This window comes from Pelagibius sp., from assembly GCF_028289705.1.
GTDB lineage: Bacteria > Pseudomonadota > Alphaproteobacteria > Kiloniellales > Kiloniellaceae > Pelagibius.
Genome location: NZ_JANQOI010000009.1, coordinates 1 through 11,612 on the forward strand (window position 1 = coordinate 1; position 11,612 = coordinate 11,612).

The 11,612-nt window shown below is 64.2% G+C and carries 10 protein-coding genes and 2 tRNA genes; 5 read left to right on the forward strand and 7 right to left on the reverse strand.

Features of this window, described 5'->3' with window-relative positions; all coding sequences use genetic code 11:
* Window positions 1-120 precede the first annotated feature (120 nt).
* Together Q0996_RS00625 and Q0996_RS00630 are read right to left on the reverse strand one after the other, a co-directional pair.
* Complete coding sequence (locus tag Q0996_RS00625; RefSeq protein ID WP_299614942.1) at window positions 121-930, reverse strand: SDR family NAD(P)-dependent oxidoreductase; 810 nt, start codon at window positions 928-930, stop codon at window positions 121-123.
* Between the two features lie 226 nt (window positions 931-1,156).
* The gene (locus Q0996_RS00630; RefSeq protein ID WP_299614954.1) at window positions 1,157-3,082 is read right to left on the reverse strand and encodes a propionyl-CoA synthetase; all 1,926 of its coding nucleotides are present in this window, start codon (window positions 3,080-3,082) and stop codon (window positions 1,157-1,159) included.
* A gap of 203 nt (window positions 3,083-3,285) precedes the next feature.
* Between Q0996_RS00630 and Q0996_RS00635 the strand changes: the two genes are divergently transcribed.
* The 4 genes from Q0996_RS00635 (at window position 3,286) to Q0996_RS00650 (ending at window position 6,075) form a co-directional block, all read left to right on the forward strand.
* Entirely contained in the window at window positions 3,286-3,993 is a 708-nt protein-coding gene (locus Q0996_RS00635) for a hypothetical protein (RefSeq protein ID WP_299614943.1), read from the forward strand.
* An 80-nt stretch (window positions 3,994-4,073) separates the two neighbouring features.
* Complete coding sequence (locus Q0996_RS00640; RefSeq protein WP_299614944.1) at window positions 4,074-4,433, forward strand: hypothetical protein; 360 nt, start codon at window positions 4,074-4,076, stop codon at window positions 4,431-4,433.
* 98 nt (window positions 4,434-4,531) lie between these two features.
* On the forward strand, window positions 4,532-4,702 hold the full coding sequence (locus Q0996_RS00645) for a GNAT family N-acetyltransferase (RefSeq protein ID WP_322096617.1): 171 nt from the start codon (window positions 4,532-4,534) through the stop codon (window positions 4,700-4,702).
* 440 nt (window positions 4,703-5,142) lie between these two features.
* A complete protein-coding gene (locus Q0996_RS00650; RefSeq protein ID WP_299614946.1) occupies window positions 5,143-6,075 on the forward strand; it encodes a hypothetical protein in 933 nt (310 codons plus the stop codon).
* A 41-nt stretch (window positions 6,076-6,116) separates the two neighbouring features.
* Here the strand turns inward: Q0996_RS00650 and Q0996_RS00655 are convergent, their stop codons facing one another.
* The 5 genes from Q0996_RS00655 to Q0996_RS00675 form a co-directional block, all read right to left on the reverse strand.
* The gene (locus Q0996_RS00655) at window positions 6,117-6,989 is read right to left on the reverse strand and encodes a hypothetical protein (RefSeq protein WP_299614947.1); all 873 of its coding nucleotides are present in this window, start codon (window positions 6,987-6,989) and stop codon (window positions 6,117-6,119) included.
* Between the two features lie 155 nt (window positions 6,990-7,144).
* Window positions 7,145-7,630, reverse strand: coding sequence for a hypothetical protein (locus Q0996_RS00660; RefSeq protein ID WP_299614949.1), 486 nt, complete (start codon window positions 7,628-7,630; stop codon window positions 7,145-7,147).
* A 250-nt stretch (window positions 7,631-7,880) separates the two neighbouring features.
* Complete coding sequence (locus tag Q0996_RS00665; protein WP_299614950.1) at window positions 7,881-9,032, reverse strand: slipin family protein; 1,152 nt, start codon at window positions 9,030-9,032, stop codon at window positions 7,881-7,883.
* A 415-nt stretch (window positions 9,033-9,447) separates the two neighbouring features.
* Window positions 9,448-9,524, reverse strand: a tRNA-Leu gene (locus tag Q0996_RS00670).
* Window positions 9,522-9,594: transfer RNA gene (locus tag Q0996_RS00675), tRNA-OTHER, on the reverse strand. Before Q0996_RS00675 ends, Q0996_RS00670 begins: the two co-directional genes overlap by 3 nt.
* A 554-nt stretch (window positions 9,595-10,148) precedes the next feature.
* Here Q0996_RS00675 and Q0996_RS00680 point away from each other — a divergent pair.
* The coding region (locus tag Q0996_RS00680; RefSeq protein WP_299614952.1) for an AMP-binding protein at window positions 10,149-11,612 on the forward strand (1,464 nt) is incomplete at its 3' end.

Here is an 11,612-nt window from a genome sequence, read left to right on the forward strand (position 1 = left end):
CGCCCCGATCGGGGCGCCACAAAGCGAACAAAGCACGAAGACTGTCAGCCATGTAACCGGTCCAAACTGTAAGCTATCTTCCCGGTTGCTCAGGCCGGCACCGCAAAAACACGAAACACCCTAGTCCTTTGCGGCTGCTGCCTCTTTCACCGGCACCGTGTAGTTGAGACCGAGGCGGCCGCCGTCGGCGTAGAGGGTCTGGCCGTTGATGTAGCTGGAATCGGATGAGGCCAGGAAGACGGCGATGGAGCCCATCTCTTCCGGCTCGCCGAGGCGCCCCATGGGGGTGCGGGACATCAGCCGGTTCCAGGCCGCCGGATCGGCGTTCACCGCCCGCGCCATCTCGGTATTGATGGAGCCGGGGCCGATGGCGTTGACCCGGATGCCCTTGTCCGCCAGGGCCAGGGCCATCACCTTGGTGAGCTGGTTCACCCCGCCCTTGGCGGCGCAGTAGGGGGCGATGCTGGGGATCGCCACCACGGCGTTGATGGAGGACATGGTGACGATGGTCCCGGTAGTGCCGTCAGGCCGCGGGCCTTGTTTCACCATCTGGCGCGCGGCGGCCTGGCCGCAGAGGAAGACGCCCTTCAGGTTCACCCGGATCACCGCGTCGAAGTCGTCCTCCGTGAAGTCCAGGAAGTCGGCCGCCTTCACGATACCGGCATTGGCGACCATGCAGTCGAGGCGCCCGAAGGCGGCGAGCGCCGACTCGATCAGGGCATCGACGGCCGCCTTGTCGCCCACGTCACAGGGCACGAAGACCGCCTCCGCCCCCTCGCCCTGCAGGCGCTCCGCCGCTTCCTCCCCCTTGGTGCGGTCGACATCGGCCAGCACCACCTTGGCGCCCTCGGCGGCGAACTGCCGGGCACAGCCGAAGCCGATGCCCGTGGCCGCACCGGTCACGATGGCGACCTGATCCTTCACCCGCATGGTCTTTCGATCCCCCGTCTCAGAAAACTCACCCGGTCCTCGTCTAACCGGTCCCGGCGGGCGAAGCGCCCACACACTCCTTTGTCATTGCCGGGCTTGTCCCGGCAATCCATTTGGCCGCTCGCAGGAACCCTGCGCACCGAGGAATGGGCCCTCGGGACAAGCCCGAGGGTGACGGATGAGCAAGGTAAATGACGTCTTGCGCCAAACCGATCATTGCTTCCCGTCAACCCGCCTTCGGGTAGCCGATGCCGGCCAGGGTGTCCTTGATCTCGTCGAGGATGGCCGGGTCGTCGATGGTGGCCGGCGGCTTGAACTCCTCGCCGTCGGCGATCTTGCGCATGGTGGCGCGCAGGATCTTGCCGGAGCGGGTCTTGGGCAGGCGCTGCACCACGGCGGCGGTCTTGAAGGCGGCCACCGGGCCGATGCGCTGGCGCACCATGGTCACCACCTCGTCGGTCACCGCAGCGTTGCTGGCGCCCGCCTTCAGCACCACGAAGCCCACCGGCAACTGGCCCTTCAGGGTATCGGTCACGCCGATCACGGCGCACTCGGCGACGTCCGGGTGGGCGGCCAGCACCTCCTCCATGGCGCCGGTCGAGAGCCGGTGGCCGGCGACGTTGATGATGTCGTCGGTGCGCGCCATGACATGGACGTAGCCGTCCTCGTCGATGATCCCGGCATCGCCGGTCTCGTAGTAGCCGGGGAAGTTGGCGAGGTAGGAATTGAAGTAGCGCTCCTGCGCGTTCCACAGGGTCGGGAAGGTCCCGGGCGGCAGGGGCAGCTTGCCGGCCAGGGCGCCGATGGTGCCCGCCGGCACCGCGTGGCCCTCGGCGTCCAGCACCTGCAGGTCCCAGCCCGGGACCGGCCGCGTGGGCGAGCCCGCCTTCACCGGAAGCTGTTCGATGCCCAGGCAGTTGGCGGCGATGGACCAGCCGGTTTCGGTCTGCCACCAGTGATCGATCACCGGCACCTTCAGCTTCTCCTCCGCCCAGGTGAGGGTGTCGGGGTCGCAGCGCTCCCCCGCCAGGAAAAGCGCGCGGAAGTGGCTGAGGTCGTAGTTGCCGATGTGCTCGCCCTCCGGGTCCTGCTGGCGGATGGCGCGGAAGGCCGTCGGCGCGGTGAAGAGGCTCACCGCCTTGTGCTGGCTGATCACCCGCCAGAAGGCGCCGGGGTCCGGCGTGCCCACGGGCTTGCCCTCGTAGATCAGGGTGGTGGCGCCGTGCAGCAGCGGCGCGTAGATGATGTAGGAGTGGCCCACCACCCAGCCGACGTCGGAGGCCGACCAGAACAGCTCTCCGGGCTCGATGTTGTAGATGTTCTTCATGGTCCACTTCAGCGCCACCGCGTGGCCGCCGTTGTCGCGGACGATGCCCTTGGGCTGGCCGGTGGTGCCGGAGGTGTAGAGGATATAGAGCGGATCGGTGGCGGCCACCGGCACGGGGCCATGGGGCTCCGCCGCGCTCATCGCCTCCTCCCAGGACTCGTCGCGCCCGGCAGTCAGCTCGGCCACCGCCTGGGGGCGCTGGGCGACGATGCAGATCTCCGGCTTGTGGGAGGCCATCTCGATGGCGGCGTCCAGCAGCGGCTTGTAGGCGATGACCCGCTTCACCTCGATGCCGCAGGAGGCCGAGACGATGGCCTTGGGCGTGGCGTCGTCGATGCGCGTCGCCAGTTCGTTGGCGGCAAAGCCGCCGAAGACCACCGAGTGGATCGCGCCCAGCCGCGCGCAGGCCAGCATCGCCACCGCCGCCTCGGGGATCATGGGCATGTAGATGATGACCCGGTCGCCCTTGGTGACGCCGCGGGTGGCCAGCGCGCCGGCGAAGCGCGCCACCTGGTCCTGCAGCTCGGCATAGGTGAGGGTGCGGATGGTCTCGGTGACCGGGCTGTCGTAGATCACCGCCGCCTGGTCGCCGCGGCCGTTTTCCACGTGGCGGTCGACGGCGTTGTAGCAGGTGTTCATCTGCCCGCCGGCAAACCAGCGATAGTAGGGCGGGTTGCTGTCGTCCAGCACCCGGTCCCAGGACCTGACCCAGTGGATCTCTTCCGCTGCCGCAGCCCAAAAGGCCTCGGGGTCGGCCTGTGCCGCCCGATAGACTTCGTCAAAACGCCCCATGATGCTTTCCGCTCCCTGAACAGCCGATGCCAGTAATGGTGCCCAGCTTTTGTTGTGCTCCAAGCATAGGCGGACGGCGCGCGAAACGAAAGCCGCTGGGCGCTCTTCGGGCCACCGGTGCCGGGCTGCGGCAAATGGACCCGGCGGGCCGGTTTCGCTCGACCGGGCAAGACCCAGTCCCCAAGTCAGGTTTGCCGCGACGACCGAAGCAACCGAACTCAGGAAGGACTCCACTCGTGCGCCATCTCCCCTACGTCGTGGGCGGCTTCATGCTGCTGCCGCTGGTGATCTGGGCTGTCCTCCGGCTGACCCTCTTTTCCGGGCCGAGCCATGGCCTCGACGTGCCTCTGGCCGTGGCCTTGCTGGCCACCTCCATGCCGCTGGTCGCCTGGTTCTTCCTGGCGAACCTGGGCTTTCTCGCCAACAGCATCGGCGGGGACGACGCCTTCGACCGGCCGCGCGCCCGCTGGGTGCGGGCCATCGTCGCGGCGCTGCCCTGGGCGGCGCTGACCGCCGGGCTGCTCAGCCTGCCGTTCCTGGTTCTCCAGGGCGAGACTTCGGCGCTGATGGCGCTGCCCCCGCTCAGCGGCCTGGTGATCTTCCTCGCCATCCGCCGCGGCGAAGAGGCGCGGGCGGCCGAGCGCGGCGGCCGCTGGCGTGCGGTCGCCGAAACCGCCTCCACGGCTTCGGCACCCGCCGGCCGGACCGCCCTGCAGCGCATCGCCGCTTTCAGTCTGGAACTGGTCTACAGAGTACCGGTGATCGGCTGGCTGATCGCCGACGCGGTGAAGGGCCGCGAAAGCGCCAAGCTGTTCTTCGCCTTCAACTGCGCCGTGGTCTGGCTCGCCGCCATCGCCCTCTTCGGCTACCCGGCGATCATCGTCCCGGCCCTCGCCCTGGTCCCGCTGATCTTCGCCGGCCTCTTCTGGACGACGCGGGCGTAAGGCTGGGCGGCAGAGGTATCGCCTTGTGACGGTGCCCCCACTTTCCTAGGCTCGGTTCCACGGCAGTTGGGAACCGGGCAATGGAACACATACGGGGCATCGGTAAGCTCAAGAAGTATTCTCAATCACTCACTCTATCTCAGTTTCGCATCCTCAGACGCCTGGTGCTGGAGCACGAGGGGCTCTCTGCGACGGTGTATTGCAAACTGTGCACCGACCACTTCGACCCGCCCTTGGCAATCGATCTCAAGTTCGATGGTGTAAAGAGCTTCAAGACCCAGGAACTGGGCGGCGGCCAGTCAACGATCGATGGCTTTGACGTCATCGACATCAGCAGCAAGGGCTGGGAACGGATCAACTGGCAGGCAATGGACTACGAAGATGGGCTGGTGCATTGGTACGCGGAAGAATTCGAGATTCTCGATGTGGCGCCTCTCTAGAGTCGTGGTCAGAACGAACTCGGTATCCTGACAGAAATGCCTGGGCGCCAGCCGAGGCGTTTGGATGGAGCCAAAAGCCGTGCATCGAAGCGGCCGCAATGAGTGATACAGCTTTGCAGGATCTCTTCACCGCCGAAGCCGCCCGCAGCCGCTGTATCGGCCGCACTCTCATCGAAGGGATCTATGCCCGAACCAGGGCAGACGGCCTTTTGCGCGTCTACTGGCTGACCCATGAGGCCAACCAGACAGCCATGGCGCTCTACGACTAAGTGGCGGAAAAGTCTGGCTCCGTGATGTACCGGAAGGATCTTTAGGGTTCACTCCAGAAATCCGCCGCTATGGGTGCCGCAGCTTGGTCCAGCGCATGAGCATCGGCCTGCACGGCCCATATGCCCGGCAAAAACGCCCAGTGATGCATCCCGCTCCCTTTTTGTCGGGAGTTCGCCCGGTTGTTTATTCGCTCCGCTCGTCTCTCGGCTGCGCAATCGCAATCCCTGTTTCAAGCATAAAGAGGGTGGCTGTCGAGGATACGCCAGGCTGAGAGAGTACTTCTTGGAGGGAAGCGCCTAGTTGGATCAACTAGAACATGGGATCCAGTCTAGCCGGCAAGTGCAGTCATTCGGACGTCTCGTTCCCTGTATCACGAGACAGAATCTCGTCTATGGTGTTCGCCGAAGGCGCTTGGCGGTGCAAAAGTAGGAGGATTAGATTGACGCTTATCCTTGGTGTCACCGGTTCGCGTTCAATCTGGATGCTCGCTGACCGAAGGCTATCCTATCCACAACGCCCACCTAAAGAAGACGGGCAAAAGATAATGATTCTCGAAGCCAAAGATGGTGTGGCCATGATTGGCTACGCGGGGCTTGGTGCAACAGCACTTGGAACTGAACCTGCCCACTGGATGACCAGAGTACTTCGCGGGCGAAACTTCTCACTGGAACACTCGCTTGGTGTCCTTGCGAAGGCCATACAAGACCGACTCCCCGCACATCTAGTACAGACACCTCAAAACAGCGTTGCCGCTCATAACGTCATTATCCCTGCTCTCGTCGGTAAAGAGCCTCGCTTCTACTCGATTGACTTAGTCTTCGCACCTGATCGCAGGACATACCAGTTCCGGTACAGACGACTAAGGGACACAAACTCGCCCGTCTCCCAACCTAGGGCCCCAAGAGTTGGCATAGGTGGAACAGGGGCGCAATATCTGCTGCACGACAGGCGCTGGTTCCGAGAATTGCTGAGGATCATCAAAGTTAGCGACCGCGGTAAAGTATCCCGCCGCGCGGTCGCCAACTATCTCGCGAACCTCAATCAGCAAGTCTATCTCGCCGCACAGGGAGCAGGTGACGAATCAGTAGGCCCTCGCTGCATCGTTGCATGCCGGATAGCAAAGGATGGCAATCAAGGAGGAGGCGGGGAACACCAATGTTATACGGGCGGTCAGAGAGACCCGAGCACTGGTTTCATCCCCACTATCACGCATGGTGCAGATCTGAATGCGTTAGCGGCGGCAATTATGCCGCATTCGATGAAGTCGCTGGAAGCGATGTTGGAAGGCAAGCCTGCCCCAGAGGTCGATACTGACGCTATCAACGAGGAACTGAAGCGCTTGCCCAGAGAACCTGATGAAGAGTTATCTTAGCAACCACAATACTGATCGGCAATTAGACTTCGACACACCATCTAGTAAAGCCCATTAATCTCCGACCATAGTATGCTTTGCTGCTCCGCCCGAAGCTCAACTCGCGACGCATGAATCGGGCTGAAGTCAAAGTCGTACATCGGCAGTTGCCATCTATCGAAAAGCACATTTACATCTGCTTGCGTCACATCTTCACTCAGCAACCGCTCACTGACTAGGCGTCGCAACAGTTCCTTCGTGAGATGTTCGGCATCTGAATGACCTTCCATGCTAGTGAAAGCTACTTGCCCCCACACTTCTGATGTTGCCTTCAATCCCTCTATCGTGAACATACCAAGGGCAGACATCGCCTCGGCTACACTAAGAGCATGATCACTTGACGTAAAAAAATCGAGCACTTGGTTTGTTGGCGAGTTCCACCTGATGTTGCCGTCGCCATAATCTTCGATATCTGCATATAGTCGGCTCTCCCGCTCATAGATGCTCCAGTTCGGCAGGATATACTCACCTACGAGGCCGTCAACATAGTGCGCTCTACGGCTCATATCGACGTACTCGCGAAGCTGCGCCACATGCATCGGCTTCCAAGTCACCGCATCGGCATAAATGAGCCTTGCCAAGTGGTCATAAAACCAACTCACTATCGGCCCCATTCTTGAGGGCAAGATCTTTGTCGGGCAGCGCACTGCATCGATGAGGATGAGGATCTTTGCTGCTTCCTCTTCAGCGAAGCCAGCCAAAACCTCCGCTTCCCTCAAGTTGCTCTTCAGCGCCAATGAAGCTTGCCGGAATCCCTGAGCACTCGAGAGAATTATCGGTAGCCCTTGAGCTATGACTTCAAGTCGTTTTTTTTGGGGCATCTGGCAAAGCACACGCACCTGCCGGAGCCCAATATCCAGTTTGCTCTTTCCCATGATTCATCTCGACATGCTTAGAATAATGGCGGCTCGTCATTCGATACCTAGGCATATGGGTCGACGTGATCGACTTGTGAACCGCCCATTTGAGATCGTAGTAGCCACGGGCAGGGATCTTTCGGTCCGCCTGGCTCTAGCAGACACTTCCTTCGCTATCCCAACAACTCCCGCAAAATCTCCGCCCAGCCGTCCACCGGCGTGACATCAGGCAGGTGCTGGACGTTCGCGGCGACCTCCGCCGCGTCGGCATTGAAGAGGTAGCGGTGGGGCACGCTTTCCAGGTAGCCCAGCACCTCGAGGCGGTCGTCGACGAAGTGGGTGATGCCCAGCGCTTTGCAGATCGGCGCCTTTTCGTGACGCTGGCGGCAGAAGTGCAAACGCTCCGGGTCCAGGCCGGTGCGCGCGTAGATCAGGTGATGGCTCAGCCACTCCCGGGTGCGCTGCTCGGTCTTGAGCCCGCACTTCGAGACCAGAAAGAGGTTCTCGCCGAAGCGCTCCTCCGCCAGCCGGCGCAGGGCCTCGATGGCGCCCGGCACCGCCGGGGTTTCGAGGTAGTTGTCGCCGAAAAACGAGGTGTCGCTGCGCGGATCGACCCGCGCGATCACGACGCCGCCGATATCGACGCCCAAAGACTCCATTGTTCTTCTCCAAACTTATCTCTTGGGGTTCGACTTCACGTCGAACCCGGATGCGGGCCGAACCCGCGATAACAAACATCCAGCAAGGGAACCAAAGGCCCCCTCACCCAGCTTCGCCTAGGCTCGGCAATTGCCTCGCTAAGGCTGGGCAGCCCTCTCCCACGTGGGGAGAGGGTTAGATGAGCAGCAGGGGGCCGGGGCGTTTGACAGCCCCGGCCCCGCCGGCAACCCGGTGCGGTGCCCGTCCCGCTCAGCTCTCCCGAGCCTTGCGGGGCCGGATCCGCACCAGATCCTCCAGCACGCCGTCCATGCCGTTGCCGACGACGACGTTGCCGACCTTCTCGGACACCTTCTCAAGCGCCTCGAGCTCCTTCAGGCGCAGCAGGATGGGGTTGTCCTCCATCAGCTTTGCCGTGTTGAGCAGAGACCGCGTCGCCGCGGTCTCCTCGCGCCGCTTGATGACGTTGGCCTGAGCGGTCTTCTCCGCCTCGATGACCCGGTTCATCAGCTCCCGCACGTCGCCGGGAAGGATCACGTCCTTCACGCCGACCGTGGAGACCTCGAGACCCTCGCCCTCGAGCCGCGGCAGCATCAGCTCGGCGATCGCCTGGTTGATGCCCAGCTTGTCGCCGAGCAGCTCCTCCAGCGTCCGCGTGCCGACCACCTGCCGCAGGGCGAACTGAAGCTCCTTGTAGAGGAAGTCCTTCAGGTCCGCGGTCAGGGCCACCGCCTTCAGGGGGTCGGCCACCCGGTAGACCGCAGTGACGTTCGCCCGCAGGCCGATGCGGTCCTTGGTCAGCACCTCCTGACCGGTCACCTCCAGGGTCTGGAGGCGCAGGTCGAAGGTGGCCACCTGGACCTTGCGCAGCGCCTTCACGAAGGCGTAGCGGCCGGGCCGCAGCTGCTCGCGCAGCACGCCGTCGACGTAGAGCAGACCGACATGGTCGGAGACCACCTCGGCAATCGCCACCAGGTTCCGGGAGACCAGATCCTGGGCCGCCAGCCGCGCCAGGGGCGCGACCAGCCGCTCCGGCAGGGCGACCTCGTTGGCGGCGTCGATCACCTCAAGGGTGATGGACCGCAGCCGCTTGCCGTAGAAGGCGATGCTGCGCGGCGAAACCAGGCCGGCCAGCTTGCCGTCGGCGTAGACCAGGCCGAGCTCGCTGTCGCCCATGTCGGCGACGAGGAAGTGCTCCTCGACCACCGCCCGGTGGGTCAGGTAGAGGGCCTGCAGCGCCGGCTCCTTGGCCAGCGTCGGCCGCAGGTCGATCTTCACGACCTCGATCTTGCCGTTGCCCCGCAGGAAGCGGTGCACGCCCGGCGCCAGAACCGCAATGAAGGCCCGGTCCCGATACAAGAGACCGAGCTCGTAGTCCGCAATCTTCTCGGTCTTGATAACCATCGTTCTGCTCCTTGTTCAAAACCACTGTTGTTGGTCCTCGCGGGGACCGGAACCGTTCCACCTGTCTTGCCCCACTTCGGGGCGGGAAAAGTTCCAAAGAAATATCTGTCGGATGACCGGAAGAGCGCCGGCGTCGAACGCTGGACCGCCTTGGCGCCGGTCCCCGTGCGGCGAGCGGCTTCGCAGGGGTCCGCCCCGCCGGCCGGGGCCTCCGTGGAGATCCGGGCGCGGCTGCCGGGCGGCGTGCCGCAGAGCCTTTCGACGGACGGGGAACCGGCGGACCGCGGCGGCGCGAAAGCCGCCCTCCGCCTGGCCTGCACCCGGCCGGCGCCGACGGCTACTTGCCCTCGGTTACCGGCCCGGCTTGGCCTGGCCCTCTTCCGGCACCCTTCGTTTCGAGATCAGCTTACAAGGCTGAGTGATGGTGGGAATCGAACCCACGACAGCTAGAATCTGAATCTAGTGCTCTAACCCCTGAGCTACATCCGGCTCCGAATGCGGGATTCGAACCCGCGGCCTCCGGGCGAAATGGCCCGGCGCTCTGGCCTCTGAGCTAAATCGGCAGCTAAGGTACCGCCATCCCAACAGGGGGGCGTGGTTGCTCGACACACGCGGGGCGCATTACGGGCGCCGGGCGCGCCGGCCGGGTCTACGGAACCCGGGCCATAGAGCGATTGCCAAAGTACCAAACGAATAGGATGCCGATCCCTCGCGAGGGATGCCGTGTCGTTGCTATGTCTTGGATTGTTTCATCATTGTCCTGTTCCCCTTCTTGCTCGTTGGCCGGGGAGAGGACGCGCGCAAGTCACGCGGGCCTAGGCCCCGGTTGTGGTGCCCCTTTCGATGGGGCTTATGCGACAGTCCCGTAATGTCATCGGGGTCTCTCTTGCGCGTTGACCGGCCGCGCCATTGCGACCGGGACGGGGGTATAGGCCGGAACCGATTCCGAAATCAACCGAAACCGGCGGTTGAGGACCGAAAAAGACCGATCCGGCAAGCCGTCGTCGCGGCGAGGTCAAGAACGTTGCGCGGCTTCCGGCGAAGAGCTACCTCTTCTTGCCAAGATCAAGGAAAGGCCGCGGCGAACGCGGCGCCCTGGGGGACGGGTTCCGAGACATGAACAGCCGCACCATCTCGAGCGAGAACAATCCCTTCGAGGAAGGCCTGGCCAAGGGGCCGCCGAACTACGAGGCGCTGTCGCCGCTGAGCTTTCTGTCGCGCGCCGCCGCCGTCTATCCGCAGCGTGTCGGCGTGATCCACGGCGAGCAGCGGTTCACCTGGGCGGAGGTCTACGAACGCTGCCGCCGCCTCGCCTCGGCGCTGGCCAAGCGCGGCATCGGCCAGGGCGACTGCGTGGCGGTGATGGCACCCAACACCCCGCCCCTGCTGGAAGCGCACTTCGGCGTGCCGGCGGCCGGGGCCGTCCTCAACGCCCTCAACGTGCGCCTCGATGCGGCGACCATCGCCTTCATCCTCAACCACGGCGAGGCGAAAGTGCTGATCACCGACCGCGCGTTCTCCGCCACCATCGAGGCCGCCCTGGCCGAGGTGGCGCGCGACATCCTGGTGATCGACATCGACGATCCGCTCGGCGAGGGCGGCGAACTGCTGGGGGAGACCGACTACGAGAGCTTCCTCGCCTCCGGCGACCCGGACTTTCCCTGGCGCCTGCCGGCGGACGAGTGGGAGTCCCTCTCCCTGCTCTACACCTCCGGCACCACCGGCAACCCCAAGGGCGTGGTCTATCACCACCGCGGCGCCTATCTGAACGCCATCGGCAACATCCAGGTCTGGGAGATGGGGCCGCATCCCGTCTATCTCTGGACCCTGCCGATGTTCCACTGCAACGGCTGGTGCTTTCCCTGGACGATCACCGCCCTGGGCGGCACCCACGTCTGCCTGCGCCAGGTGCGCGCCGATGCCACCTACCAGGCCATTGCCGAGCACGGCGTCACCCACCTCTGCGGCGCACCCATCGTCATGCAGTTGATGCTGAACGCCACCGAGGCCGAGCGGCGGGCTTTCGACCAGCCGGTGAAGTTCATGACCGCCGCCTCGCCGCCGCCCGCCGCGGTGCTGGCGGCCATGGCCGACAAGGGCATCGAGGTCACCCATGTCTACGGCCTGACGGAGGTCTACGGCCCCGCCGTGGTCTGCGCCTGGCACCGCGAGTGGGACGCCCTCGACATCGAACAGCAGGCGGCGATCAAGGCGCGCCAGGGCGTGAACTATCCGGTGCTCGAGGGGCTCATGGTGGCCGATGCGGAGACCCTGGCGCCGGTGCCCCGCGACGGCGAGACCCTGGGCGAGGTCTTCATGCGCGGCAACATCGTCATGAAGGGCTATCTGAAGAACGGCGATGCCACCGACAAGGCCTTCGCCGGCGGCTGGTTCCATAGCGGCGATCTGGCGGTCTGGCACCCCGACGGCTACATCGAGCTGAAGGACCGCTCCAAGGACATCATCATCTCCGGCGGCGAGAACATCTCCTCCATCGAGGTCGAGGGCGTGATCTACCGCCATCCCGCGGTGGCGGCCGTGGCGGTGGTGGCGGCGCCGCACGACAAGTGGGGCGAGACC

Coding starts and splice junctions, on each gene's coding strand:
- Q0996_RS00625 (WP_299614942.1), bottom strand. CDS start 930: ATGCGGGTGAAGGATCAGGTCGCCATCGTGACCGGTGCGGCCACGGGC.
- Q0996_RS00640 (WP_299614944.1), top strand. CDS start 4,074: ATGGAACACATACGGGGCATCGGTAAGCTCAAGAAGTATTCTCAATCA.
- Q0996_RS00645 (WP_322096617.1), top strand. CDS start 4,532: ATGAGTGATACAGCTTTGCAGGATCTCTTCACCGCCGAAGCCGCCCGC.
- Q0996_RS00655 (WP_299614947.1), bottom strand. CDS start 6,989: ATGGGAAAGAGCAAACTGGATATTGGGCTCCGGCAGGTGCGTGTGCTT.
- Q0996_RS00660 (WP_299614949.1), bottom strand. CDS start 7,630: ATGGAGTCTTTGGGCGTCGATATCGGCGGCGTCGTGATCGCGCGGGTC.
- Q0996_RS00665 (WP_299614950.1), bottom strand. CDS start 9,032: ATGGTTATCAAGACCGAGAAGATTGCGGACTACGAGCTCGGTCTCTTG.